Below are 25351 nucleotides of genomic sequence, written 5' to 3' on the forward strand. Positions count from 1 at the left end.
CTGACCGGGGGCTTCGTTTCTGCGGCCGCTTCCTCTTTTCCTTTTTCTTCCGGGCGAGTAACGTAGCTCAGCTGGGCGCGCGGGTTGCGCGCCGTACTCTGCGGCCAAGGCCGCCCCCCGGGAGTTCCCGATGAAGCTCCGCACGTTATGGATTTTGTCGTTCACGGCCGCGCTGGCGGCCACGCTGTTCGCGCAGGAGAAGCCCGCAACCATGTCTGACACCGCCACAACCGCAAAAGCAGAAAAGACCGTGATGCCCGCGTGGTACGCGCAGGAGGCCGCCGGGTTGGAGAAGCAGTTGATCGCCAAATATGGCGAAGCCGAGCGGCCGCGCATTCAGCGTGGACTGAAGCAGGTGGGCGAGTTCTGGCGCGCGGAAGACGGATCGGCCGAAGAGTTCCGCACCTTCGTGACCGCCAATTTTGCCGGCACGCCCGAGGCGCTGGACACGGTCTTCAACCGCTACGAGCACCTGCTGGAGCAGTACTCGGGACACATGCAGGAGATTGGCCGCGAGTTCCGTACCCAGAGCGACCTCGACCGCGGGCCGATTCAGCCGTATGACGAAATTTTTGCCGGGTACGACCCCACGGCGCACTTCCTGGATGATGCGTTTGCCAACAAGCTCGCGTTCGTGGTGCTGCTGAACTTCCCGCTGACCACGCTGGATGAGCGGCTGGCGCAGGGCGCGGGGTGGACGCGTCGGCAGTGGGCGGAGGCGCGGCTGGCGCAGGCATTCAGCAAGCGCGTGCCCGCCAGTGTCTCGCTGGAGATTGCCTCGGCCACCGCCGACGGCGAGCGCTACATCTCCGAGTACAACATCTGGATGCATCACCTGGTGAACGGCAGGGGCGAGCGGCTGTTCCCGCCAAAGATGCGGCTGCTCTCGCACTGGAACCTGCGCGACGAGATCAAGGGCGACTACGCCGACCCGCAGAACGGGCTGGCCAAGCAGAGGGTCATCCAGCAGGTGATGGAGCGCATTGTGACGCAGACCATCCCACAGCGGGTCGTGAATGATCCGCGGTATGACTGGGACCCGTTTACGAACAAGCTGAGTCTCGCTGCCGAAAACTCGAAGGACTGGGATGGCGAGCGGCCGCCGATCCAAGTGGCCAAGGCGGAACCGTTTAACGAGCGCGAGCCTGATACGCGCTATGCCACGCTGTTGAACTGCTACCGGGCCGTGCGCAAAGCCGATCCATACTCGCCCTCGGCGCCGACGCACATTGCGCGCAAGTTTGACGAAGAGCGCGAACTGCCTGAAGCGCGCGTGAAGGCCATGCTCGAGCAGGTACTCAGCTCTCCACTGGTGCCGCGCGTGGCGGCGCTGATCAGCAAGCGGCTGGGGCGCGAGCTTGAGCCGTTCGACATCTGGTACAACGGCTTCCGCGTGAAGTCCAAGTACACGGAGGCCGAGCTGGACCAGATCGTGGCGAAGAAGTATCCGACGCCGGAGGCCTACCAGAAGGACATTCCGAACCTGCTGCGGCATCTCGGCTTCACCGCGGCCGATGCCGACTACGTTGCGGCCAACATTGTGGTCGACCCAGCGCGCGGCTCCGGACACGCTATGGGCGCGGGCTTCCGCGAAGGCAAGGCGCACCTCCGCACGCGCGTTGAAAAGACCGGCATGAACTACAAGGGCTTCAACATTGCCGTGCACGAGATGGGGCACAACGTGGAGCAGACGCTCTCACTGAACCGCATGGATCACTACCTGCTGCACGGCGTGCCCAACACGGCCTTTACCGAGGCGCTGGCCTTTGTCTTCCAGGCGCGCGACCTCGAGTTGCTTGGTCTGGAGCAGCCGGACCCGCAGGCCGAGGCCATGAAGACGCTCAACGATTTCTGGGGAACCTACGAAATCGCGGGCGTTGCGCTGGTGGATATGGAGGTGTGGCACTGGATGTATGACCACCCGAACGCCACCCCGGCCGAACTGCGCGAGGCCACACTCGGCATTGCGAAGGGCATCTGGAACAAGTACTACGCGCCGGTCTTCCACAAGCAGGACGTGGTGCTGCTGGCGGTTTACTCGCACATGATCGATTCGCTCCTCTACCTGCCGGATTACCCGATCGGTCACATGATCGCCTTCCAGATCGACGAGCAGATTCACAAGAGCGGCGTCGTCGGGCCGGAGTTCACGCGCATGGTCAAGAGCGGAAGTGTTGCGCCGGATCTGTGGATGAAGAACGCCACGGGCAAGCCGGTTTCACCGGACGCGATGCTGGAGGCTTTGGAACGCGCACTGAAGCAGATGGGCGCCTGAGCTTCCTGTTTGCAAGTCATCGCCCCGCGCAGAGAGCCTGCGCGGGGTTTCTTGTGTCACGAAACAGTACGGCTTGGCTCGGAAAACGCAGGACGTACTCCTAAAGTAACTGTACAAATTGCAATTGTTTCCAGCGAAGCCGCGAATCTGTGCCAAAATCAATCCACTTTTGAAGTTCGTCACGGATTATTTGGGGCCAAAAAGTGAAATTTCTATCAGGACCAGGTCGATTCATCTCGATGGTGCTCGTTGCAGGCATGTTGGTCGCCGGTGCGCAGGCGCAGGAAGGCACGCGCAAGCTGCGGTCCAAGGTGGACCCGGTGTATCCGGAAGTGGCAAAGAGCATGCGCATTGAGGGAGCGGTCCGAGTGGCTTTGACCGTGAGTGCGAGCGGGGAAGTGAAGCAGGTGAAGGTGCTGGGCGGCAATCCACTGTTGGCGGAGTCGGCGAAGACGGCCGTCGCCAAATGGAGATATGAGCCGGGCTCGGAGCAGACCATCACCGTGTCGGTTGAATTCCACCGCTAAAGGGCAAAATCGAATTCTTAAAGGGAAAGGCCGGGCAAAGCGCCCGGCCTTTGTGTTTGCCTCTGCTGCTCGCTATTCCACCGCGGCAACCATGTACTGTTCCAGCTTTCCGTCGGGCATCTGGTAGGTCCATACCCGCAGCGTCTTGTCTCCGAACTTGGCGAGGAAGGCGCGCATACGCATGCCGCCGCGCAGGGCGGTGCGGCGCTGCACAAAACTCTGCGGCGCGCCCAGCGGACCAAGGCTGGCGGCAAAGTCCTTCAACGCCTGATCGCTGAAGTAGAAGTTGCAGTTGTCCGTGAACAGGCTGCGGTCAATCGTGCCCTTCTGGAGTCCTTCAAAGATGGCCTTGGCCTGCGCGGTGCGCGAATCGGCCTCGGCGTCGGCCTTGCCGGCAACCAGCAGCGGCACAATGGCGTTCGCAATGCCACCGCTTGCGGAAGCTGCGTCCTGGTTGGTGAGCACCACCACGGCGGCGCTGTCATCGGGCAGCACAATGTTCTCAGCCGTAAAGCCGGAGACCTCGCCTCCGTGCGAAATGGCGCGGTGTCCGTCGCGCGAGTCGATAGTGACGCCCAGGCCGTAGCCGCTGGGAAGGCCGCTGGTCAGCATGACCATCTTTTCCATCTCGCGGAAGGACTCCGGCTTCAGAACCTTTTGCTCGATCATGGCAACGTCCCAACGGGCAAGATCTTCGGCGGTCATTGCCAGCTCGCCTGCGGCGTACATCCAGCCCGCGCCTTCCTTGGGTGCCGGGCGAGCCGGGCCAAGCGCGTAGCGAATGTAGCCCTGCGGATCGGGTTCGGTCAGTTTGGCCTGGTCCTGGTCGGTGACGCTTTTCATGCCGAGCGGCTTGAAGATTTTCTCGGTCAGAAACTGGAAGAGCGGCTTGCCGGAGACTTTCTCCACGATGGCCCCGGCGACGACGAAGCCCGTGTTGCTGTACTGCCACTTGGCGCCCGGCTCAAAGTCGAGCGGCTTGCGCGCCCAGCCATCCAGAATCTTCTCGGCCGTGACGGGCTTCAGCATCATCGGCATCACGTAATCCTGCGGCCAGTAGTCCTGGTAGCCGGCGGTGTGCGAGAGCACCTGGCGGATGGTGATGTCATTGCCGCGCGTCAGGTTGGGAATGTACTTGCCGACCTTGTCTTCGAGCGAGAGCTTGTGCTGCTCAGCCAGCAGCAGGATAGCGGCGGCCGTGAACTGCTTGCTGATGGAGCCGATGGAGTAACGCATCTGCGGCGTGGCGGCCGCGTCGGGCGCAAGGTGTGCGTTGCCGTAGGCGCGCGTGTAGAGGATGCGGCCGTCCTTGACCACGGCGACCGAGGCGCTGGGCACACCGGTTTTGGCCAGCGTGTCGGCGGCAATCTTGTCGATCTTCTGTTGCAGTTCAGGCTCAATCGTCGCCTGCGCAATGGCAGCGGTGGCGATGAGGCAGAAGGAAAGTACAACCAGCAGCGCGCAGGCAGCGCGCGCGTGACGCATAAGCATCGGGGACCTCCACGAAGGTGAACAGCATTATAAGCGGTGGTGCAATTGCGCGGGCGTGACTGTGCATGAACGGTGCTTTGCGTGCATCGTCTGCCGGTCTACAATGGCGGGTCGCCCGAAGACGCAGCGCTTCGGGCCGGGAGCTATCATGCCGATTCGCACCATCATTGAGCCGTTCCGCATCAAGAGCGTTGAACCCATCCGCTGGACCACGCGCGAGGAGCGCGAGAAGCTGTTGAAGGCCGCGCACTACAACCTGTTTCTGCTGCCCGCCGACGACGTGCTGATCGATCTGCTGACCGACTCCGGCACCGGCGCCATGTCCACCTACCAGTGGGGCGCCATCATGGAGGGCGACGAGAGCTATGCGGGCAGCCGCAGCTTCACGCGCTTCAAGAACTCCATTCAGGACATCTTTGGATACACCCACGTCATACCCACGCACCAGGGGCGGGCCGCCGAGCGGATTCTGTTCAGTTGCATGGTGAAGAAGGGTGACGTGGTGCCCAACAACACGCACTTTGACACCACGCGCGCCAACCTTGAGGCCGCCGGCGGCGAGGCCCTCGACCTGGTGATTGCCGAAGGCAAGCAGCCCGCCACCATTCATCCCTTCAAGGGCAACATGGACGTGGCGGCTCTCGAAGAGGCCATTCAGCGCGTCGGGCGCGAGCGCATTCCGCTGGTGATGCTGACGGTGACGAACAACAGCGGCGGCGGCCAGCCGGTCAGCATGGAGAACGCGCGCGCCGTCAGCGCCGTCTGCCGCAAGCACGGCATTCCGCTCTACTTCGATGCCTGCCGCTTCGCCGAAAACGCCTGGTTCATCAAGCAGCGCGAGGCGGGGTACGCCGACAAGAGTCCGAAGGAGATTGCGCGCGAGATGTTCGCGCTCGGCGACGGTTGCACCATGTCCGCCAAGAAGGACGGCATGGCTAACATTGGCGGCTTCCTATGCACGAACAACGACCTGCTGGCGCAGCAGGAGAAAGACCTGCTCATCCTGACCGAGGGCTACCCGACCTACGGTGGTCTCGCCGGTCGCGACCTTGAGGCCATCGCCGTCGGACTGCAGGAGGCTGTGAACGAGGACTACCTGCGCTACCGCATCGCCTCCACCGCCTACCTGGGCAACCACCTGCATGAGCAGGGAGTGCCATTGGTGATGCCTCCGGGCGGACACGCCATCTACCTCGATGCGCGCGCCTTTGTGCCGCAGATTCCCATCGAACAGTTCCCGGGCGTGGCGCTGGCCTGCGAACTCTATCTCGAAGGCGGCATCCGTTCGGTGGAGATTGGCGCGCTCATGTTCGGTGCGGCGGCCAAAATGGACTTGGTGCGGCTGGCAATTCCGCGGCGTACCTACACGCAGAGCCACATGGATTACGTCATCGAGGTCATTCTGGAAGTGTGGCGCAAGCGCGAGAAGATTCGCGGCCTACGGCTTACCTATGAGCCACCGTTCCTTCGTCACTTCACGGCGCGCATGGAACCGGTTTAAATAAGAGAGCAGAACACGATGGGGCGGCAGCGAACTCCTGCGGGAGTCCGGGCTGCCCTTGCTCTTGGGAGACGCGGATGGCCGTGGAGCTGGGGATCGACGTCCTGCTCAAGGACATTGCCGGTTGCAGGGGAAAGCGCTGTGCGCTGGTCACCAACCAGGCTGCGGTGACTTCGCAGTACCGCGCGGGACGCGCCGAGCTTCTGGCCGCGGGCGTGGAGATTGTGCGGCTGTTCTCTCCGGAGCATGGCATGACCGTCATCGGTACCGATGGCCTGGCCATGCCGGATGGCGACGACGAACTGACCGGCCTGCCCATCGTGAGTCTGTACGGCGACTGCCTGCAACCACGCGCCAGCGACCTGGCCGACGTGGATGCCGTGCTCTTCGACCTGCCTGACATCGGCTGCCGCTTCTATACCTACCTGTGGACGCTGACGCACGTGATGGAAGCCTGCGCGCGTTACCGCCGCGAGCTGATCGTGCTCGACCGCCCCAACCCCATCTCCGGCGCGCTCGACGCTGCCGAGGGGCCGATGCTCGATGAAGCGCGCTGTTCGTCCTTCATCGGACGCTGGGCGTTGCCGCTGCGGCACAGTTGCACCTTCGGCGAGCTAGCCAGCCTCTGGCACCAGACGCGACTGCCGGAGTTGAAGCTGGATGTGATTCGTGTGCGCGGCTGGCAGCGCAGCATGTACGTGGATGAGTGGCGGCGCTCGTTTGTGCCAACCTCACCGGCAATGACCTCGGCTGAGGCGGCGCTGCTCTACCCTGGGCTGGGACTGCTGGAGGCCACCAACCTGAGTGAAGGGCGCGGCACGGGAATGCCATTCCGTGTGGCGGCCGCGCCGTGGCTCAAGGCCGAGAGCGTGGCGGCAAAGTTCAATGAGATGTCCGTGCCCGGGGTGGCGGCGCGTGCCCTCAGCTGTACGCCCGCCGACGCGAAGTATGCGCACCAGCTCTGCCGCGCCGTCATGCTGCACGTCACCGACCGGGAGAGCTTCCGCCCGGTGCGCACGGGCATGACGATCATCAAGTTGATTCACGATCTGCATCCCGACAGCTTCCGCTGGGCTGGCTACCCCACGCGCGTGAACCCCACCGGAGAAGGGCACCTGGAGAAATTGCTGGGCGTCGCCGGGGCCGGGGCGCTGTTCGAGCGGCCGATGCCAGAGTTCCTCAGACAAATGGACGAGCTGCTCAATACAGCCGGGTGGCTCAACGCGATGCAGCCCCATCTTCTTTACTGAACGCCATCGTTACGGAACACCGCGGCGCTCTGGCTGGCGTCAGCGCCTGCTTCACTCGGCGCTTCTTCCTGGTGTAATGTATTTCCGCGGCAACGCAGAAGCCCTTCCTGGCCGTTGGAAGCCGGAAGGGTTGTTTTGTAAGATAATATTTGTTGCAACGAATGTTGTTAAAAGTTTGGTTCCATTTGCTAACTTCCGTCATCCAAGTGATTGAAGTTCGTTCCCGGCAGGTTTTGCGGAACGGCGCTTCGGCGTCTGGAAGCTGTGCGGCGGAGTTCGCAAGCGGAATCCCGACGAAGAAAGAAGAGGGCAAGACAATGAAACATTTGAAAGCGCTTCTGCTCGTGGCCGTCAGCTTCAGCCTTCTGACCATGAGTGCCCGCAGTCTGAGCGCCCAGACGCAGTCCAAGACGCCGGTTCCGGTTTTGTTGCAGGAGCTGGAGAAGTACCAGTCCGCGGAACAGACCTCTGATAAGAATCTGAAGACTTTTGACACGCTGGATTTCGACGTGTACACGCACCAGAAGTGGGAGCGGCTCGGCGAGAGCCATGCTGCCGACATTCTGGTGCACTATCCCGACGGCCACACCACCAAGGGCCTGCACGACCACATTGAGGCCCTGAAGCCGATGTTTGTCTTTGCCCCTGACACGCGCATTGAGCAGCATCCGGTGCGCCTTGGCAGCGGCGAATGGACGGCTGTCATCGGCGTGATGGAAGGCACCTTCACGCAGCCCATGCCGATTGGCGACGGCAAGACCATCGCTCCGACCGGCAAGAAGTTCAAGCTGGCGATGGCAACCATCGGCCACTGGACGAAAGCCGGTGTGATGGATGAAGAGTACTTGTTCTGGGATAACCTGGATTTCATGAAGCAGATCGGACTCGCGCAGTAAGCGGTCCCGCATGGCTGCGGATGCGAAAGACGCCAGAATCACGCGGGGTGGAATCGCAGCACGCCCCCAACTGCATCTAACAGGATGGCAACAACTCTGGCGCGACCGTGCCGCGCCGAGTGCAGAAGTTAAAGGGGAAAAAATGGCATACGCAACAACCAACCCGTACACGGGTGAAGTGGTTAAGCAATTTCCGGATGCAACCGATGCACAAGTGAAGCAGGCAATTGAGCAGGCAGACAAGACGTTCCAGACCTGGAAAGCAGCCCCGTTTGCGACGCGCGCCGCGGTGCTGCGCAAGGCCGCCAAGCTGCTTCGTGAAAAGAAGAATGACTACGCCAAGCTGTTGACCCTCGAGATGGGCAAGATCACGGCTGAGGCGCTGGCGGAAGTGGAACTTTCAGCGGAAATCTTCGAGTACTTTGCCGACAACGCTGAAAACCTGCTGAAGCCGGAAAAGATTCCGGTGAAGGACCCGGCGGAAGGCGAGGCCATCCTCGTTCACGAGCCGCTCGGCGTTCTGCTGGCGATTGAGCCGTGGAACTTCCCGTATTACCAGATTGCGCGCATCATTGCGCCGCAGCTTTCGGCCGGCAACACCATCCTGCTGAAGCACGCCTCCAACGTGCCGCAGAGCGCCGAAGCCTTTGAGAAGCTGATGCTCGAAGCGGGTCTGCCCAAGGGCGGCTTCACGAACCTGTATGCCACGCGCTCGCAGCTTGAGATGATCCTGAACGATCCACGCGTGCACGGCGTGGCGCTGACCGGCTCGGAAGCCGCGGGTGCCGTCGTGGCCGCGCAGGCCGCCAAGGCCCTGAAGAAGTCGACGCTGGAGCTGGGTGGCGCGGACGCGTTTGTGGTGCTGGCCGATGCCGACCTGGAGAAGACCGTGAAGTGGGCTGTCTTTGGCCGCCACTGGAACGGCGGTCAGGTCTGCGTGTCGTCCAAGCGCATGATCATCGACGCCAAGGTTTACGACGACTTCCTGAAGCGCTACACGGCGGGCGTTGCCGAACTGAAGGCCGGCGATCCGTTTGACCCTGCTACCACGCTGGCTCCGCTGTCCTCGCAGACCGCAGCCGATGAGGTCAAGGAGAAGATCCGCAAGGCGGTTGAGAATGGCGCCACGGCGACTGAAGTCGGCCCGAAGGTTCCGACCAAGGGCGCGTTCGTGCAGCCGACCATCCTCACCAACGTCACGCCGGACAACCCCGCGTACTACTGGGAGTTCTTCGGCCCGGTGTCGATGATTCTGCGCGCCAAGGACGAAGCCGACGCCATCCACATCGCGAATGACTCGCCGTTCGGTCTCGGCGGCTCGGTATTCACCAAGAACACCAAGCACGGTGCCGAAGTGGCAGCGAAAATTTCCACCGGCATGGTCTTCGTCAACCACCCGACGATGGTGAAGGCTGACATTCCGTTCGGCGGCGTGCGCCGCTCGGGCTACGGCCGCGAACTGCTGGGCCTTGGCCTGAAGGAGTTCGTCAACCACAAGGTCATCGACGTGGTCGATATCGACGCGGCGTTCTAAGCGCGTTCGTTACGTTCGCACCTCATGGGCATCCGGTCACGCCGGATGCCCTTTTTCTATGTCTGCCGGAATTCTCCGCAGCGCGCAGGCAGTGCGGGTGCCACGTTCCGGGTAGGCCGGAGGGAGCGCGCTTGAGCTAACATCTTCTTACGGGCAGCGTCTTTTCTAAACTAGGGGGAATGTGTGTTGAAAGCTCTCACCGCGTTTGGCGCGGCCCTGCTGCTCTGTGCCGGACTTTCGGCGCAGGACGGTCCGGTGCTGCGCAAGCCCGCGCCGCCATCGGATGCGCCCGATAAGATCACCAGCCAGGTCAACCTGGTCAACGTTGTGTTTGTGGCGCGCGACAAAAAAGGCAAGGTCATCAACAATCTCGGCCGCGACGACTTCCGTGTGGAAGATGACGGCCAGCCGCAGACGATCAAGTTTTTCAGCCATGACGCGGATGCACCGCTGACCTTCGGACTGCTGCTTGATTCCAGCCCCTCTCAGCGCGCCAACCTGCAAAAGCAACGCGAGGCCAGCAAGGCCTTTGTGGATCAAGTCCTGCGCCAGGAGAAGGACAAGGGCTTCCTCATTCACTTTGACACCGACGTGGAGCTCTCCGAGGACCTGTCCAACTCGCGCGCCAAGCTGCGCGAGGCCATCGACAATGTGCAGTCCAAGCGCATGCCGAACTTCGGCGACGATGACGACCGCCGGCGCGGTGATGACGATGACCGCAGCAGCCGACGCAGCGGACGCCGCAACATGCAGGGCTTCACTGCGATGTTCGATGCCGTCTTTCTCGCTTCGGACGAGGTGCTGAAGCCGGTGCAGGGACGCAAGGCGCTCGTTCTGATGTCGGATGGCATGGACGATGCCAGCCGCGTCTCGCTGGAGCGCGCGGTGGAAGCGGCACATCGCGCCGACGTTGTGGTCTACACCGTCTACTTTGAGGATTCCATGCCGCAGCAAAACCAGGAGCATCGCGGTGGCATGGGCAGCGGCATGCCGCGTTTTCCTGGTGGTGGATGGCCGGGCGGGGGCGGTGGCTACCCCGGCGGCGGTGGGCGCGGCGGACAGGGAGACCCCGGCGGGCCGAGCGGCGGCCAATCCAAGGAGCAGCACGCTGAAGGCAAAAAGAATTTGCAGCGGCTGGCCATGGAAACCGGCGGACGGTACTTCGAGTACAAGGACAAGAAGATGCCGCTCGACAAGATTTACGCCGATATTCAGGAAGACCTGCGCAACCAGTACAGCCTGGCCTACACGCCCAGCAACCCCGGCAGCGGCTATCACAAGATTGCCGTCAAGAGCACGGAGAAGGACGTGACGGTGCAGGCCCGCAACGGATATTACAAATAGGAATTCAGTCTTGTGTTTTACACGGGAGGGCGCTGCGGCGCCCTTTTTGATTTGCGGGAGAAGCCTGAAGCTCAGGTTAGGCGCTTGAGCGCGGCTTACACCGCGCGGGCCAGTACCACGGTGCAGTCGTCAGGCTGCTCGCGGCCGCCGATCCAGTCGGTGACGGCGGCGAGGATCTCCTCGCTGATGCGGTCGAGCGGTTGCTCGCGGTGGATCTGCACCAGTTCGGCAAGCCGTTCCACGCCGAATTCGCCAAACTCGTTTTCCGGCTCGGTGATGCCGTCGCTGTAGGCCACCAGAATGTCGCCGGGGGTGAGTTGCACGCTGGCGTCTGGGTAGGTCATGTTGCCGAACAGGCCGCAGACGGTGCCGCCCTCGGAGAGCTGGCGCACGCGGCCATCAGCACCGACCAGCAGTGGCGGCAGGTGCCCGGCGTTCGAGTAGTGGAAGTTGCGCGTCTCCGGGCAGTAGAAGCCGAGGAACATGGTGGCGTACTTTTCCGCCGGAGTGCTCTGGTAAAGCTGCTGGTTCAGCATTGCCAGCAACTCACCGGCGGTCATGCGTCCGTCGCGCAGAGCGTCGATAGTGCCGGGCTGCGTGGCGGAGGTGCAGTTGACGGCGGCCAGCGCCGGTACCTGCTCCACCAGCGTATAGGCGCGCACGAAGGCGTGTACGGTGGCCATCATGAGAGCTGCCGAAATGCCCTTGCCGCTGATGTCGCCGACGGCGATGCCGATCTGGCAGGCGCTCATCGGCAGAAAGTCGTAGTAGTCGCCGCTGACGGTGCGCGCCGGACGGCAGACGCCGTGAATCTCCAGTCCGTCCGTGCCGCCAACATCGTGAGGGAAGAGCAGCGACTGTACTTCCTTGGCGATGCCCAGTTCGCTCTCAATGCGCTGCTTTTCCTTCTGCTCCACAATGAGCTTCTGCAGGTTCTCGGTCATGGAGTTGAACGAGTATTCGAGCGCGGCGAGCTGGTCCTTGCGGCGGATCTGGATGCGGTGCGCGAAATCGCCGCGGTTGATGTGTTCGGTGGCTTCATACAGTCCGGCAACGCTGCCGGTCATGGTGGTGGTCAGCCGGATGCCAACGATGAGCGCCACAAGCTCGATCAGGGCAAAGATGATGCAGACGGCAATCAGCCCCCAGGTCATTACTTCGGTCGTATCGCCCAGGCTGCGGAAGAGCCGCGCGTAGAGCACGCTGGGCCGTGTGCGCACGGCAAGGAACGCGTTGCCTTCCTCGCCGGTCTCGTGTGTCACCACGGGCAGGGAAACGCCGAAGCCGTTGAGCGGAATGTCGAAGAAATTGCGCGGCGCAGCCAGTTCGCCCGACTGAATGGCGGCGTGCGTGGCGGAATTGGGAGCGTTCGCGGAGTTTGCCGTGAGGCTGCTCGACCCGGACGGAGTGATGATCACATCGCCAAAGGAGAGGCTGACGATGCCCATGCCGGAGGCGATCTCGGCCAGCCGCTTTTCATCGAGCGGCATGCTGGAGACGACGGTGATTGGCTCGTTCGAGTCGGGCACGTCAACCTTGCGGCATGCGCGCAGATAGAACTTGCCGTCGCTCTCCACCACCAAGGCCCCGGCGGTCTTCATCGGCGTTGGCTGCTGGTGCACGCGCTCGGAGGAAGGCTCCAACTCATGCGCCTTGCCGTGGTGATAGGCCACAACCTGGCGTCCGGCGAAGGCCTGTGTGGTGCTCTTGGCGGAGGGCTTATCCAGGGCGGTTGGGTCGCGGCGCACGGCCTCGGCCAATGAGTTGGCCAGCACGGAGTTGGCGCTCTCCAGCCGGCGCAGCTCATGCGTCAGGTCATTGGAGACAACAAAGGTGGCAAATTGTCCGGCGAAGATATACCCGGCGAAGGTGAAGATGGTGGCCAGCAGAACCAGTGGAATGACGCCGATGAAGATATAGGTGACGACCAACCGGTTGCGCAGGCGCCACATCAATTCCTGGGTAAGCCACCGGTAGAAGACCACGGCCAGGCTGCCGAGCGCGACCACGATCAGCGTGAAATACGCGCTCTGCCAGGAGCCGGACTGCCCAAGCGCGGGCCAGGTGCGGCGCGCCAGATACATCAGTAGCGTGAGGCTGAATGAGCCAAGGAGCAGGGATTGCGCGCGCGAGCGTGAGCGCCACCCGGCGCGGGCCAAGGCCTGGCGAAGACGTTCGACGAGATTGACCGGTTTTTGGCCTACCGACATGCCCTTTGCTCCAGTCCCGGAATTATAGCTGTTTTGCCGGGCCTTCGCGGAGCCACCCAGGGGAACATACGCGCGCCTCCGCAAAAGGTTCCACGCAATGAGGACGTGGCGCGTGAGGCCGCGTCATTCATAGGAAGCATGCGCGCTGCGTCGTTTACAATCCAGACGTGCAACTTCCATCCACAAGAATTCTGCTCGCAGCTGTATTGACGCTGGGCGCAGGCCATTGCGCGGCGCAGGAACCGGCGGCCAAGCCCGAAGTCCGGGTGAACATGGTGAACCCCTGCGCGCCCACGGCCGAAGAGCGCGAGTTGGTGACGCGGGCTCTGGCGCGCATGCCGCAACCTGCGTTTATTGATGATTTTGAGGTTTCACGCGGGCGCACCGACAGCCGAGCGGCCGATTTTTCGCTGGCCGAGCAGGCTGGCGGCGCACAGCCGCGCACGGTTTCCAACTGGGTGCGCGTGCGGCGGGAGTTTGGCGAGCGCAGCCCGCTGCTGAATGCGCAATACAGCTTCAGCGTCACCGGGCCGAAGGTGAACGAGACGCTGGTGCTGCGTGCGCGCGAGCCGAAAGACCTGCTGCAGGTCGCGCTCTCCAGCGCGGCGCTTTCCAACGTGCCGGCACAGGTAGCTGCCGCCAACAGTCCGGTCACGCACATACGGCTGGAACGCTTTGGCAAGTCCAGCGTGGTGGTGGCGCGTTGCGAGGGCGTGGACCAGGCGGCATTGAGCGATCTGTTTGCCAGCGCATCGCGGCTGATGTCCAGCTACCGCAAGGCGATGGGCACCACGCGCATTGTGCCGCAGGAACTGGGGCATCTGCTGCCGAGGCCGGCGGCAAAGAAGTAGCGCGGCCGCCCGGTTTGCAACGAATTTGCATCTTCGGAATCTATATATAAGGGACTACTGAGAGAGACCATGGCAGAGGACATTCGCAACGTAGTGATTATGGGCTCGGGCTGTTCCGGGCTCACCGCAGCGATTTACACCGGACGCGCCAACCTGAAGCCGCTCGTGCTGGAAGGGCACGAACCCGGCGGTCAGCTTTCCATGACCACGCTGGTGGAGAACTTTCCGGGCTGGCCGGAAGGCATTCAGGGCCCGGTGCTGATCGAAAACATGCACAAGCAGGCTGAGCGCTTTGGCGCCGAGTTCCGCATGGGCGACGTCGTTTCCGTCGACGTCAGCAAGCAGCCCTTTGAGCTGAACCTGGGCAAGGAAGTTATCAAGACGCGTTCGCTCATCGTGGCCAGCGGCGCCAGCGCGCGCTGGCTGGGCATTCCGGGTGAGAAGGAGTTGATCGGGCACGGCGTGTCGTCCTGCGCCACCTGCGACGGCTTCTTCTTCAGCGGCAAGGAGATTGTGGTGGTCGGCGGCGGAGACAGCGCCATGGAAGAAGCGCTGTTCCTGACGCGCTTTGCCAGCAAGGTGACGCTGATTCACCGCCGCGAGAGCTTCCGCGCCTCCAAGATCATGCTCGACCGCGCCAAGGCGCACGAGAAGATCGCCTTCCTCACCGACACGGTTGTGGAAGAGGTGCTGGATGTGAAGGCGCAGGAAGTGACAGCCCTGAAGCTGCGCAACCTCAAGACCGGCAAGGTGTGGGACTTCCCGACCAGCGCCATGTTCCTGGGCATTGGCCACACGCCGAACGCGGCCATGTTCAAGGGCGCGATTGAGGCCGACGCCGACGGCTACCTGAAGACACAAAACTTTGTGCACACCACGGTGCCCGGCTTGTTTGCCTGTGGAGACGTGGCCGACCGGCGCTATCGCCAGGCCATCACCGCCGCCGGAACCGGCTGCATGGCTGCCATCGAGGTGGAAAAGTACCTAGAGGAGCAGGGCAAATAAGAAGAATGTGCCGAACGGTTTCACCATGCGCCCCGCAGATTGCGGGGCGTTTGCTTTTTGTGAGGGCGCTTCCGGCGGAGGCCAGGTCGCGGCTGCCATTTCATCAGAGGAAAGCCGTCGCGTCCCGCAGGCAAGGCTGTGATGCAAGAAACTACTCCGCCAGCGCTGCGCTGTGATAAAAACATCAGTTACATCATTCCCTCTTTACGGTTGTTCAGGAAGCGCCCGGCGCGACCTGAAGGAGCGATATGCTCAGAGCATTTTTCATTGGCCTGTCTGAAAGCAAGTCCATCCGCCATTTTGCCGAACAATCCGCAGTCGGAAAAAAGGTCTCCACCCGCTTTGTGGCGGGCATGACGGTCGAGGACCTGATCCACGCGACCGAAGAGATGAACAAACTAGGCGTGCGCGTCACGGTCGATAACCTTGGCGAGAACGTGACCAACCGCGACGAGGCGCTGCACAGCCGCGATCTCTACCATCAACTGCTCGACGAGATTGAGAAGCGCAAACTCGACGCCAACGTGAGCTGCAAGCTCACGCATATGGGTTTTGACGTGGAAGAGGCGCTGGCCTACGAGATCGTGGGCGGGCTGGTGGAGCACGCCGCCCGCATCGATAACTTTGTGCGCATCGACATGGAAGGCTCGCACTACACGCAGCGCACCATCGACTTCACGCGCGAACTGCACCAGCGCCCCGGCAACAAGGGCCGGGTCGGCACCGTGCTGCAGGCGTACTTCTATCGCACCGAGGAAGACGCCAAGCTGCTCTGTTCGGAAGGCATCCGCATACGCCTGTGCAAGGGCGCCTATCAGGAGCCGCCCAGCCTGGCCTGGCCGGACAAGCATGACGTGGATGCCAATTACATCAAGCTGGCCAAGATGCTGGTCACCAGCGGCACCTTCCACGGCCTGGCCACGCACGATGAGAACATCATCCGCCACATGATGGATTGGTGCCAGAAAGAGGGCGTGCCCAAGTCGGCCTTTGAGTTCCAGATGCTGCACGGCGTGCGTCGCGACCTTCAGGAAAAGCTGGCCAAGGAAGGCTGGGGTGTGCGCGTCTACATTCCGTTCGGCACCGAGTGGTATCCATACTTCATGCGCCGTCTGGCGGAGCGCCCGGCAAACGTGCTGTTCATCGCGAAGAACTACTTCAAATAGGATTCTGCGGAAGCAGCGACACGCAGAATGTGAAAGGCCGGCGCGATGCCGGCCTTTTTGCTTGAGCAGGATTCCAGGCGTCCGATCGGGCGGTTACGCGTGGTCCTCAACGTATTTGCCGACAATCTTCGCGGCGGTCTCGCACAGCAGGCGGTCGTCGAGACCGAAGGCGGAAGGGAAGTGGCTGTCGATGTCGAGTTCGCCGACCACGGCGCCGTGCGCGAAGACGGGTACAACAATCTCCGACTTGGTTTCCAGCGAGCAGGCCAGGTAGCGCGGGTCATTCACTACGTTATCGACCACAATGGTTTCGCCGGTGGAGGCTGCCGCACCGCAGATGCCCTGATTGAGCGGAATGCGCACATGCGGCGTCATGGTGCCGACGAAAGGACCGAGCACGAGAACGGGATCGCTATCCGGCTGGCGCTCCAGCAGGTAGAAGCCGACCCAGTTGTAGCGGAGGCGGCACTCGTTGAGGCGCTCGACAATCCGGGTCATTAGATCGGTGGCGGTTCGGGCGAGGGAAGCAGCTTCCTGCATTTCCGCAATCAGTTGCGGGGTGGTAACGCTGGTAGCAGACATTCTTTGGGGGCCTCGGAAGTGCTGGGTTTCGACTTCGATTACCAGCATTGAAACACAGACGGGATGAGGATGGGAAGAATTTGCGGAGTGAAGAGTAAAGGATTCAGGGCATGGCAAAGGGCGGCCGCAGCCGCCCTTCGCTAGAAAATCTTTCTCGATTAGAGAGGCTGAACGTTCTCAGCCTGCCAACCCTTCTGGCCCTTCACCACGTTAAACTGAACGGCCTGGCCTTCCTGGAGGCTGCGGAAGCCGCTGCCCTGGATCGCGCTGAAGTGGACGAAGACGTCCTCACCATTCTGACGGGAGATGAAGCCAAAGCCCTTGGCGTCGTTGAACCACTTCACGATTCCTTGTTCCATTTTGTTGCACACAACTTTCTTTGTTGAATTACGCTGAGTTCATCCAGAGTGTGTCGAGGAGGGGGTATCCTGCTGAAGCACTGCCGAGAGTGAAGTCGACGTTGCAATAAGAGTAGCAGTGGTGGCTCCGGAAGTCAAAGATTTAACGTAGGAAATTAGTGGGGGTTCCGGGGCGGGAAACAGGTCCCCCATTAAGGGCCAAATATCGACCGTTTAGTGCGGGAAACGACCGGTTTCCGCAAAAGGGCCTCACTTTTCCGGGTGACTCGCCTCACTGCCTTGGGTTCGCCCCACCTGTCAAACTATGTACGGAAACGTGTAAGTAGCCCGCCTTTAGACACGAATGCCACCGGGGTGCGTGCGGGCAATCCCCATAGAAAATTTTTTGTGCATGGAGAGTGCCGTGAGCACTGGATTTGCATCGGCCAAGCGGCCGGAACTCAAAGTTATTCAGCCGGAACAGACGTTGACCGGCGGTCCCATCGAGCAGTTGCAGAAAGGCCTGCCCAAGCAGGTCAAGTCGTTGTGCCCTGAGTGCAGCAAGGTCATTGACGCCCGCATCTTCGAAGAAGACGGCAAGGTGATGATGGAGAAGACCTGCGCCGAGCACGGCGAGTTCAAGGATTGCGTCTACTCCGACGTGAAGCTCTATTTGAAGATGGAAGAGTGGGAGTTCGGTGACATGCCGGGCCTTTCCAACCCCATCAACAACAAGGGCGCTGCCGACAAGTGCCCGGATGATTGCGGCATGTGCTCGCTGCACACCTCGCACGCCGCGCTGGCCAACGTGGACCTGACCAACCGCTGCAACCTGACCTGCCCGGTCTGCTTCGCCAATGCCAACGCCGCCGGCTATCTCTACGAGCCGACCTTTGACCAGGTGAAGCTGATGCTGACGACGCTGCGCAACACGCGCCCGATCGACAGCCGCGTAGTCCAGTTCTCCGGCGGTGAGCCGACCATCCACCCGCAGTTCGTCGAGATCGTTGCGCTGGCCAAGGAACTGGGTTTCACCCACATCCAGGCCGCAACCAACGGCATCATGATGGCCAACTCGCTTGAATTCACCAAGAAGTGCAAGGCGGCGGGCCTGTCGACCATCTATCTGCAGTTCGACGGTGTCAGCGACGACGTCTACATGAAGACGCGCGGCGAGGCGCTGTTTGAGAAGAAGATGCAGGTCATCGAGAACTGCCGCCAGGCGCAGATCAAGGTCGTCTTCGTGCCCACCATCGTCAAGGGCATCAACGACCATCAGCTCGGCGACATTCTGAAGGTGGCCGTCAACAACGTGGACACCGTCAGCGGCATCAGCTGGCAGCCCGTCAGCTTCACCGGCCGCATCTCGCGCCGCGAGCTGGAAGAGAAGCGCTTTACCCAGGCCGACCTGGCGCACGCGCTGGCCGAGCAGACCGGCATCTTTGACACCTACAACGACTGGTTCCCGCTTTCGGCCGTCACGCCGTTCAGCAAGCTGATCTCGGCGATTGAAGGCCGTCCGGTGCCGACCATTTCGGCGCACCCGCACTGCTCCATGGGCACCTACCTGTTCGTGGACGAGAAGTCGCGCAAGGCCATCCCGGTCACGCAGTTTGTCGACATTCCCGCCATGCTGCAGGACGTGGAAGAGCTGAGCCGCAAGAAGTGGAGCGGCCTCTCCAAGCTCTACAACGGCACCAAGGCCTGGATGGACCTGAAGAAGCACTTCAAGGCCGACAAGGCGCCCGAGGGCCTGACCTTCGAGAAGTTCCTGAACACCATCCAGGGCATGACCAACAAGAAGCTGGGCCGCGACGGCATGGACGGCACGTTCACCTACCGCACGCTGCTCTGCGCGGGCATGCACTTCATGGATCACTACGACTACGACGTGGAACGCGTGAAGCGTTGCGTCATCCACTACGCGGCGCCGGACGGCAAGCTGTATCCGTTCTGCACCTACAACTCCGGTCCCACCTATCGCACCAAGATCGAAAAGGAGTTCTCGATCCCGTTCGAAAAGCAGTTGGACCGTTTCCAGTTCGCGCAGATCGAAAACGCGAAGGCGTAGTCGAAGGCAAGTTGCAAAAGATAGGGCCGCCTGCGGGCGGCCCTGTTGTTTTTGCCGAAAGTGCGCTTGGAAAAGGTGACTTGCCGTGGCGCGGCTCATATGCGCGGCATCGGCTACAATCGCAGCCATGACCCCGGTAGTTCCGTCTCCAAGAACATTGGCCTCTCTGCGCCGCGCGCTGCTGGCGTGGTATGAGCGCGAACAGCGCGACCTGCCGTGGCGGCGCACCCGCGATCCTTACCGCATATGGGTCTCGGAGATCATGCTGCAGCAGACCCGTGTGGCGGCCGTGCTGGAGCACTACCGCCTTTGGATGGAGCTATTTCCCGACGTGCGGGCGTTGGCCTCGGCGGAGATCGATGAGGTTCTGGCGGCGTGGAGCGGCCTCGGATACTACCGCCGGGCGCGCATGCTGCACCAGGCGGCGCAGGTGGTGGTCAGCGAGTTTGGCGGCGAACTGCCGCGCACGAGTGCGGAGCTTCGTCGGTTGCCCGGCGTGGGGCGCTACACGGCGGCGGCCATTGCCAGCATCGCCTACGGGGAGCCTGTGGCGGTGGTGGATGGCAACGTGGAGCGAGTGATCAGCCGCTTTGCCGTACGCCCCGTCGAGGGCGAAGAGCTTTGGCAGGCGGCGCAGGCGTGGCTGGCGGAAGATGCGCTGGGTGACGCTTCGCGCCGGGTACGCGGCCCCTCCAGTGCCGCTCCGGTCGCGGACGCCGGGGCTTGGAATCAGGCGATGATGGAGCTGGGGGCGATGGTGTGCACGCCGCTGGCGGCACGGTGCGAGGTGTGTCCACTGAAGAAGTGGTGCGCGAGCGCGGGCAAACTGGATGAAGCCGACGCGGCCAAATCAAAGAAGCCGGAAGTTCGTCGGCGCAAGCACATGGCGCGGCTGCTGGCCACGCGTGGAGACAGGCTCTACCTCGTCCAGCGCGAAGCTTCGGCGGCGAAGATGGCCGGTATGTGGGAGCTTCCGGAAACCGAGCCGCCTGCGGGTGAGAAGCCTTTGCTGCGGGCGCGCCACTCGATTACTGACACCGATTACGAGGTCGATATCTACGCCTCCGATGGTCGCGGCCTGTGCGGCGGACGGTGGGTCTCGCTGCCGGACGCGGCGCGGCTTGCGCTGACCGGGCTTACGCGCAAGGTGCTTCGCCGCCGCGGATTGCTGGCGGCTGGCACGCGTGCCGCGGAGTAGGATGGACGTGTCGCGAAGGCCACTGGCCGTCCGCATTGCTGGTTGGGCGTGCGGGGCGTGGTACTTGCGAGTAAGGGATGCCTGCACCACTGCACGGCGTCCGCTGTAAAATAGCAATTCATTTCAATCAATTTGTTCCGGGAGACTGAACTGATGCGGAAGGTTCTCACGCTGTGTCTGCTGTGCTGTGTTCTCACCTGTCTTGCGCAAGCCGCGCACCACTCCGGCAAGGGCCGCGCCCGCTCCGGCGGCGGAGGCATGCCGAATGGCGCCTTTGACGCGATGAAGCAGGTGAGCGCCGAGCACATCAGCGCCGACGTGAAGTTCCTTGCCAGCGACGTTCTGGAAGGCCGTGGCACCGGCGCGCGCGGCGGAGATGTTGCCGCCGCCTACATTGCCAACCAGTTTGAGCTTGCGGGCCTGGAGCCGGCGGGCGACAACGGAACCTATCTGCAGAAGGTGCCGATGGTCGGCATCAGCACGCTGGACGGCACCACCATGGCGGTGAAGACGCCGAAGCGGGTGCTGAGCCTGCGCCAGCTTGAAGACACGGTGGTGATGGACGAGAGCCAGCAGCCCAGCAGCGACGTCAAGGGCGGCATCATCTTCATCGGCTACGGCATCACCGCGCCGGAGTTCAACTGGAACGACTATGCGGGGCTGGACGTGAAGGGCAAGGTGTTGCTCATGCTCGTCAACGAGCCGCCCTCGCAGGACCCAAAGTTTTTCGGCGGCAAGGCGCTGACCTACTACGGCCGCTGGACCTACAAGTTTGAGCAGGCTGCCCGCATGGGAGCCGCCGGGGTCATCCTCATCCACAAGACGGAGATGGCCAGCTACCCGTGGGGCGTGGTGCGCAGCTCGTGGTCGGGCGAGCGCAGCATGCTGGCCGCCGACGCTGACCCGAAGTTGCACCTGGCAAGCTGGGTGCAACTGGAGGTGGCGCGCAAGATGCTCTCCGACTGTGGGCAGGACCTGGACGCGCTGATGAAGTCGGCCGGAGAGCGTGGGTTCAAGCCGGTGGCGCTGCCGCTGGAGGTGAACGCGCACATCGTCAACCGGGTGCGTCCGTTCGCCTCGCAGAACGTGATTGGCAAACTGACGGGCAGCGACGCGAAGCTGAAGGAGCAGGCCGTCATCTTCAGTTCGCACTATGACCACCTGGGCATTCGTCCAGAGATGCCGGGCAACAACATCTACCACGGCGCGCTGGATAACGCTTCCGGCACGGCTATGCTGATGGAGATGGCGCGCGCGGCGGCTGCGGCCAAGGCCCGCCCCAAGCGCACCATGTACTTTGCCGCGGTGACCGCCGAAGAACAGGGGTTATGGGGATCTGATTACCTTGGTCAGCATCCGCCGGTGAAACCTTCGCAGATTGCGCTGAACCTGAACTATGATGCGATTCCGCCGCTCGGCCTGCCTTTGGAAGTGGAAGCCGAGGGCTACGAGCGCACCAGCTTTGCGCCGGTGTTTGAAAAGACGGCGGCCGACTTCAAGCTGAAGATTGTTGCGCCGGAGCATCCGGAGGCCGGTGGCTACTATCGTTCGGACCACTTCAGCTTTGCGCGGCAGGGTGTGCCCGCATTCAGTATCAGCACGGGCGAGAAGTTCGAGGGGCATCCGGCGGAGTGGGTGAAGCAGAAGGCCGAGGAGATGGAGCGCAGCTATCACCAGCCGACGGATGAGTGGCATCCGGAGTACGACTACCGCTGCAACGCGCTGATGGCGCGCTTCGGGCTGGCGCTGGGCTACAAGGCCGCCGACGCTCCGGAGGTGCAGCAGTGGAAGAAGGGCGACGAGTTTGAGTCGCGCCGGTTGGCGCAGTTCGCCAAGTAGCAAGGCGCAAACGGAGGCGGATGGCTCTGCCATTTTTTGACCGGACCACGTTGAGCGAGCATGCGGCGCAACTGCGCCTCGGCTCCTATACGCCGTCGATCACGATCGCGGGGCTGGTGCCCGGCGTGGACAATGTGCGCCACGACGTGTTGCTCAGCCCCCGCTTCTGCGAGCAGGCGCGCACCCACATTGCGCAGCTCGTAGAGCGACACGGCAACGTGGAGGACATTGCGCGCGAGGACCTGGGCGGGCTTTCTGGCGCGCCCGCCTACGCGCGCGCCTTCATGCCGGCGCGGCCTGATCCGCCCAAGCCCGCCGACATTGCCGCCGAATTCAAGCGGTTGCTGGCCGAGTTGGAAACCAACGCCATACAGATTGCCCGCACCGCCGGTCAGCCCGTGCTCGATCGACTTTTCCGGCTCGCGCTGGTCAAGTATTTCCGCAGTGAGATTCAGGCACAGTACAGCCAGGTGCTGGAGCGCTGCCGCGCCAAGCTGCGCGGATTTGAGGTTTCACATCCCGGACGTGGTTTTGCCATGCGCGAACGCTTCCAGCGTTTCCAGGTGGCCAAGCGGCTGGTGTGCCGCCGCGCGGGGCAGGAACTGCTGACCACGCAGCTCGAAGTCGAGAACGAGCGCATTGTTGCCATGCGCCAGTCGCTGCTCTCCGGACAGGAAGAGAGCAGCTACACGCTGTTCATGAACCGCCTGCTGTTCACCGAGGACGGGCACGACGACTACATGAACGCCGAGTACTACGTCATGCTCGGCAACTACCTCTCGGATATCGACCGCTACGACGCCGTCCTGAAGGTTGCCATCGGATTCATGCGCAAGCTGGAGCTGGCTTCGGACGACGATGCCGCCAACGCCATGCTGACGGTGCCGGAAAATGCGATTGAAATGACCGGCATGGCTCCGACGGGTATCCTGCGCGACGATGGCTCCCCAAAGGTCCGGGCGCGGCGCGCCGTTCTCTCCGCCTGGGTGGATACGCTGGAAGAGGCCGGGCTGCTGCCGAAGATTCTGGCGGCCTATGAAGCCGTGCCGCTGCTGGCGGAATACGCGCCCTTCATCAATCCTCAGCAGATAAAGAATGCACTGATCTCCCGGAAGGACAGGCAGGCAGTTGAGATGCTACTGGAGTCTCAGGAGAGGCTCTCGCTGGATAGGATCAGCGCGGCCACGCGCCGCGTGAATGGCTGCGGTTCGGCGGAGCGCGAACGGATTGCCGCCCGCTTTCTGCGGGACTTCATGCGCTTTCATCGCGACCGCTCACGGCTGGCCGTGTTGAACGGCGCGCTTGACGTGGTGCACGTGGTGGCCAGCGAGAAGATGCGCGAACTGTCGCGCATCAACGGAACGCTCTACGAGTTTCCGCTGCCGCAGGAGCAGAAACCGGCCGAAGATCGCATCATTGCGCACGTGGTGCTGAAGGCTGATATTCGTGATTCGACCGAGTTGACGCGCAGCCTGATGGAGCGCGGCCTGAATCCGGCCTCGTACTTCAGCCTGAACTTCTACGAGCCGGTAAACAAGCTGTTGCCCAAGTATGAAGCCACCAAGGTCTTTATCGAGGGCGACGCGGTGATTGTTGCGCTGTTCGAGCGCGACAGCGAGCCGCCGTTCGGCGTGGCCCGCACCAGCATGCTGGCAGCGGAAATCATCGACATTGTGCGCGCCTACAACCAGCGTTCGGCCGAGAACGGCCTGCCATCGCTCGAACTTGGCGTCGGCATCTGCTATCAGGACGCGGCGCCGCTCTACCTGATGGACGGCGAGGAGCGCATCATGATCTCCAAGGCGCTCAACGAAAGCGATCGTCTGGCGTCGTGCTCCAAGCGTGCCCGCCGTTTCCTCTCTGAGCGCAAATCACCGTTCCATGTGTTCCGCTTCCAGACGGTCAACGACGAGGACGCAGGCGGAGCCTTCGATGAGTTTGCCCTGACCTTCAACGTCGGCGGCATTCAACTGAATGAGACGGCGTTCCAGAAGCTGCAGCAGGAGATCACGCTGCGCAGTTGCGTGCTGACGTTCCCCACGATATTCGGTTTCGAGGAAGTGAAGCTCTACCGCGGCGTGGTGCCTATCGCCGATGGCCTGTTCCGCAACATCACCGTGCGCGAGGCCCGTACCGCGCAGATTCAGGCGCGCGAATTCACCTTCCAGCGCTGGACCGACCGGCGTTACTTCGAGGTCTGCACCGACGAGACTGTGGCCAAGCTGGTGGACAGAGCCTTGAGCGTGACGGCGGGGGCGGCCTCGCTGTCCTAGTTGCGGACAGCGCCGGAGGGCGTGTATCCGTGCATTCGCATGGCACTCCGTGCAAGCCGGAATCCCTATATACTGGCTGCAGACCATGATGAAACGAATCCTGCCCACGCTTGTTCTCCTGCTCTGCGCGGCCTCTGCCCTGGCGCAAACGGCTGCCACCGCTCCGGTGCCAATGGACATCTCCGGTATGTACGGTTTTCTGCAGGAGGGCGAGTTTGTGCAGCTTACGCTCAATGCGCCTGTATTGAGCGGCTTCATCTCACGCTACGCCAATGATCAGCGGGACAGTTTTGTTGACCACTTCTTTGCTAAGGCGGAGTGGAAGGACGGCCAACTGACGTTTGCCACCCGCAAGGCGCAGGGCGTCTGGTACGAGTTCAGCGGGACCGTGAAGCAGGCGGTGGATAAGAAGCCGCAGCAGGATGGCTTCCTGGTGATGAACGGAACGCTGACCACGCACGCCGAAGTGGATGGCAAGGACAAGGCCGAGACGCGCAGCGTTGAGTTTGCCTCGTTTGCGGCCGACGATTCGGACGCGCCCCCCAACAAATAATCCCTGTTCCAATCGTAGACTTGCTGACTCCGGGCTCTGCGGATGGTGTGTGCGTGTGCTCGCCGCCGGACGATTACTGCCCGGATTGTTGCTGCTGCACTTCCAGTTGCGCAATTGTGCGCCGCAGCCAGTCGCGCATGGTGGAGACCATGTAGCGCCGGTCGCCCCGGTCTATCAGAGTCTTCAATGTTTCTCCGGCAGGGGAGACCACGATGAAATGGCAGGGAACATCTTCCACCCGCGCCGCTTCCGGCACGAACTGAAAGAGCAGGCATTCGTGGCAGGCATGGCGGCGCAGCGGGTCATCATGGTTGGGACAGATCTCATTGTCGCGGAATGGTGTGTCGACGGAGTCCTCGGCGCCTTGCTGCGCAATCTGGTCGAGGTAGTTCAGTTCATAGCGCAACATCCTCAGCAGGTCGGGTTCGGGCATGGCGGCGCTCCCGG

General features: G+C 62.3%; 20 protein-coding genes. 15 read left to right on the forward strand and 5 right to left on the reverse strand.

Annotated elements, in window-relative coordinates:
• The first annotated feature begins 130 nt into the window (after positions 1 to 130).
• Together AC6IZO_RS01755 and AC6IZO_RS01760 are read left to right on the forward strand one after the other, a co-directional pair.
• Positions 131 to 2275 carry a gluzincin family metallopeptidase gene (locus AC6IZO_RS01755; RefSeq protein ID WP_497807380.1) on the forward strand — a complete coding sequence of 715 codons (2145 nt, stop codon included), beginning with the start codon at positions 131 to 133 and terminating at the stop codon, positions 2273 to 2275.
• 239 nt (positions 2276 to 2514) lie between these two features.
• The gene (locus tag AC6IZO_RS01760; protein WP_497807382.1) at positions 2515 to 2802 is read left to right on the forward strand and encodes an energy transducer TonB; all 288 of its coding nucleotides are present in this window, start codon (positions 2515 to 2517) and stop codon (positions 2800 to 2802) included.
• 72 nt (positions 2803 to 2874) lie between these two features.
• On the opposite strand, the gene AC6IZO_RS01765 is transcribed toward AC6IZO_RS01760, so the two are convergent.
• The gene (locus AC6IZO_RS01765; protein WP_497807384.1) at positions 2875 to 4293 is read right to left on the reverse strand and encodes a serine hydrolase domain-containing protein; all 1419 of its coding nucleotides are present in this window, start codon (positions 4291 to 4293) and stop codon (positions 2875 to 2877) included.
• A gap of 148 nt (positions 4294 to 4441) precedes the next feature.
• Here AC6IZO_RS01765 and AC6IZO_RS01770 point away from each other — a divergent pair, with 148 nt between their 5' ends.
• The 5 genes from AC6IZO_RS01770 to AC6IZO_RS01790 all read left to right on the forward strand — a co-directional run bounded on the left by AC6IZO_RS01770 (position 4442) and on the right by AC6IZO_RS01790 (position 10818).
• Complete coding sequence (locus tag AC6IZO_RS01770) at positions 4442 to 5794, forward strand: tryptophanase (protein WP_497807386.1); 1353 nt, start codon at positions 4442 to 4444, stop codon at positions 5792 to 5794.
• A 77-nt stretch (positions 5795 to 5871) separates the two neighbouring features.
• Positions 5872 to 7044 carry an exo-beta-N-acetylmuramidase NamZ family protein gene (locus AC6IZO_RS01775; protein WP_497807388.1) on the forward strand — a complete coding sequence of 391 codons (1173 nt, stop codon included), beginning with the start codon at positions 5872 to 5874 and terminating at the stop codon, positions 7042 to 7044.
• A gap of 317 nt (positions 7045 to 7361) precedes the next feature.
• A complete protein-coding gene (locus AC6IZO_RS01780) occupies positions 7362 to 7940 on the forward strand; it encodes an ester cyclase (RefSeq protein WP_497807390.1) in 579 nt (192 codons plus the stop codon).
• 142 nt (positions 7941 to 8082) lie between these two features.
• Positions 8083 to 9474, forward strand: coding sequence for an NAD-dependent succinate-semialdehyde dehydrogenase (locus AC6IZO_RS01785; protein WP_497807392.1), 1392 nt, complete (start codon positions 8083 to 8085; stop codon positions 9472 to 9474).
• A 183-nt stretch (positions 9475 to 9657) separates the two neighbouring features.
• Positions 9658 to 10818 carry a VWA domain-containing protein gene (locus AC6IZO_RS01790; RefSeq protein ID WP_497807394.1) on the forward strand — a complete coding sequence of 387 codons (1161 nt, stop codon included), beginning with the start codon at positions 9658 to 9660 and terminating at the stop codon, positions 10816 to 10818.
• A gap of 95 nt (positions 10819 to 10913) precedes the next feature.
• Here the strand turns inward: AC6IZO_RS01790 and AC6IZO_RS01795 are convergent, their stop codons facing one another.
• A complete protein-coding gene (locus tag AC6IZO_RS01795; protein ID WP_497807396.1) occupies positions 10914 to 13028 on the reverse strand; it encodes a PP2C family protein-serine/threonine phosphatase in 2115 nt (704 codons plus the stop codon).
• Positions 13029 to 13234: 206 nt separating this feature from the next.
• Between AC6IZO_RS01795 and AC6IZO_RS01800 the strand changes: the two genes are divergently transcribed.
• The 3 genes from AC6IZO_RS01800 (at position 13235) to AC6IZO_RS01810 (ending at position 16050) form a co-directional block, all read left to right on the forward strand.
• On the forward strand, positions 13235 to 13879 hold the full coding sequence (locus tag AC6IZO_RS01800) for a hypothetical protein (RefSeq protein WP_497807398.1): 645 nt from the start codon (positions 13235 to 13237) through the stop codon (positions 13877 to 13879).
• 69 nt (positions 13880 to 13948) lie between these two features.
• Complete coding sequence (gene trxB / locus AC6IZO_RS01805; protein WP_497807400.1) at positions 13949 to 14884, forward strand: thioredoxin-disulfide reductase; 936 nt, start codon at positions 13949 to 13951, stop codon at positions 14882 to 14884.
• A gap of 248 nt (positions 14885 to 15132) precedes the next feature.
• Positions 15133 to 16050, forward strand: a complete 918-nt coding sequence (locus AC6IZO_RS01810) for a proline dehydrogenase family protein (protein WP_497807402.1) — start codon at positions 15133 to 15135, stop codon at positions 16048 to 16050.
• 93 nt (positions 16051 to 16143) lie between these two features.
• Here AC6IZO_RS01810 and AC6IZO_RS01815 read toward each other — a convergent pair whose 3' ends face one another.
• Entirely contained in the window at positions 16144 to 16632 is a 489-nt protein-coding gene (locus AC6IZO_RS01815) for a GAF domain-containing protein (protein WP_497807404.1), read from the reverse strand.
• Between the two features lie 158 nt (positions 16633 to 16790).
• Positions 16791 to 16991, reverse strand: coding sequence for a cold-shock protein (locus AC6IZO_RS01820; protein WP_497807406.1), 201 nt, complete (start codon positions 16989 to 16991; stop codon positions 16791 to 16793).
• Positions 16992 to 17394: 403 nt separating this feature from the next.
• Between AC6IZO_RS01820 and tes the strand changes: the two genes are divergently transcribed.
• From tes to AC6IZO_RS01845, 5 genes are all read left to right on the forward strand, one after another.
• Positions 17395 to 19041, forward strand: a complete 1647-nt coding sequence (gene tes, locus AC6IZO_RS01825; RefSeq protein ID WP_497807408.1) for a tetraether lipid synthase Tes — start codon at positions 17395 to 17397, stop codon at positions 19039 to 19041.
• Positions 19042 to 19168: 127 nt separating this feature from the next.
• Complete coding sequence (locus tag AC6IZO_RS01830) at positions 19169 to 20239, forward strand: A/G-specific adenine glycosylase (protein ID WP_497807410.1); 1071 nt, start codon at positions 19169 to 19171, stop codon at positions 20237 to 20239.
• 153 nt (positions 20240 to 20392) lie between these two features.
• Complete coding sequence (locus AC6IZO_RS01835; RefSeq protein ID WP_497807412.1) at positions 20393 to 22078, forward strand: M28 family peptidase; 1686 nt, start codon at positions 20393 to 20395, stop codon at positions 22076 to 22078.
• Between the two features lie 20 nt (positions 22079 to 22098).
• Positions 22099 to 24351, forward strand: coding sequence for a hypothetical protein (locus tag AC6IZO_RS01840; protein WP_497807414.1), 2253 nt, complete (start codon positions 22099 to 22101; stop codon positions 24349 to 24351).
• Between the two features lie 85 nt (positions 24352 to 24436).
• Positions 24437 to 24904 carry a hypothetical protein gene (locus AC6IZO_RS01845; RefSeq protein WP_497807416.1) on the forward strand — a complete coding sequence of 156 codons (468 nt, stop codon included), beginning with the start codon at positions 24437 to 24439 and terminating at the stop codon, positions 24902 to 24904.
• A gap of 73 nt (positions 24905 to 24977) precedes the next feature.
• Here the strand turns inward: AC6IZO_RS01845 and AC6IZO_RS01850 are convergent, their stop codons facing one another.
• Complete coding sequence (locus tag AC6IZO_RS01850; protein WP_497807418.1) at positions 24978 to 25337, reverse strand: hypothetical protein; 360 nt, start codon at positions 25335 to 25337, stop codon at positions 24978 to 24980.
• Positions 25338 to 25351 lie beyond the last annotated feature (14 nt).

The organism is Oryzophilus luti (genome assembly GCF_059726245.1).

What these genes read in the sequence shown, in the direction of transcription:
- AC6IZO_RS01755 (WP_497807380.1), top strand. Translation starts at nt 131, where the DNA reads ATGAAGCTCCGCACGTTATGGATTTTGTCGTTCACGGCCGCGCTGGCG.
- AC6IZO_RS01760 (WP_497807382.1), top strand. Translation starts at nt 2,515, where the DNA reads ATGGTGCTCGTTGCAGGCATGTTGGTCGCCGGTGCGCAGGCGCAGGAA.
- AC6IZO_RS01765 (WP_497807384.1), bottom strand. Translation starts at nt 4,293, where the DNA reads ATGCTTATGCGTCACGCGCGCGCTGCCTGCGCGCTGCTGGTTGTACTT.
- AC6IZO_RS01770 (WP_497807386.1), top strand. Translation starts at nt 4,442, where the DNA reads ATGCCGATTCGCACCATCATTGAGCCGTTCCGCATCAAGAGCGTTGAA.
- AC6IZO_RS01775 (WP_497807388.1), top strand. Translation starts at nt 5,872, where the DNA reads ATGGCCGTGGAGCTGGGGATCGACGTCCTGCTCAAGGACATTGCCGGT.
- AC6IZO_RS01780 (WP_497807390.1), top strand. Translation starts at nt 7,362, where the DNA reads ATGAAACATTTGAAAGCGCTTCTGCTCGTGGCCGTCAGCTTCAGCCTT.
- AC6IZO_RS01785 (WP_497807392.1), top strand. Translation starts at nt 8,083, where the DNA reads ATGGCATACGCAACAACCAACCCGTACACGGGTGAAGTGGTTAAGCAA.
- AC6IZO_RS01795 (WP_497807396.1), bottom strand. Translation starts at nt 13,028, where the DNA reads ATGTCGGTAGGCCAAAAACCGGTCAATCTCGTCGAACGTCTTCGCCAG.
- trxB (WP_497807400.1), top strand. Translation starts at nt 13,949, where the DNA reads ATGGCAGAGGACATTCGCAACGTAGTGATTATGGGCTCGGGCTGTTCC.
- AC6IZO_RS01810 (WP_497807402.1), top strand. Translation starts at nt 15,133, where the DNA reads ATGCTCAGAGCATTTTTCATTGGCCTGTCTGAAAGCAAGTCCATCCGC.
- AC6IZO_RS01815 (WP_497807404.1), bottom strand. Translation starts at nt 16,632, where the DNA reads ATGTCTGCTACCAGCGTTACCACCCCGCAACTGATTGCGGAAATGCAG.
- AC6IZO_RS01820 (WP_497807406.1), bottom strand. Translation starts at nt 16,991, where the DNA reads ATGGAACAAGGAATCGTGAAGTGGTTCAACGACGCCAAGGGCTTTGGC.
- AC6IZO_RS01830 (WP_497807410.1), top strand. Translation starts at nt 19,169, where the DNA reads ATGACCCCGGTAGTTCCGTCTCCAAGAACATTGGCCTCTCTGCGCCGC.
- AC6IZO_RS01835 (WP_497807412.1), top strand. Translation starts at nt 20,393, where the DNA reads ATGCGGAAGGTTCTCACGCTGTGTCTGCTGTGCTGTGTTCTCACCTGT.
- AC6IZO_RS01840 (WP_497807414.1), top strand. Translation starts at nt 22,099, where the DNA reads ATGGCTCTGCCATTTTTTGACCGGACCACGTTGAGCGAGCATGCGGCG.
- AC6IZO_RS01845 (WP_497807416.1), top strand. Translation starts at nt 24,437, where the DNA reads ATGATGAAACGAATCCTGCCCACGCTTGTTCTCCTGCTCTGCGCGGCC.
- AC6IZO_RS01850 (WP_497807418.1), bottom strand. Translation starts at nt 25,337, where the DNA reads ATGCCCGAACCCGACCTGCTGAGGATGTTGCGCTATGAACTGAACTAC.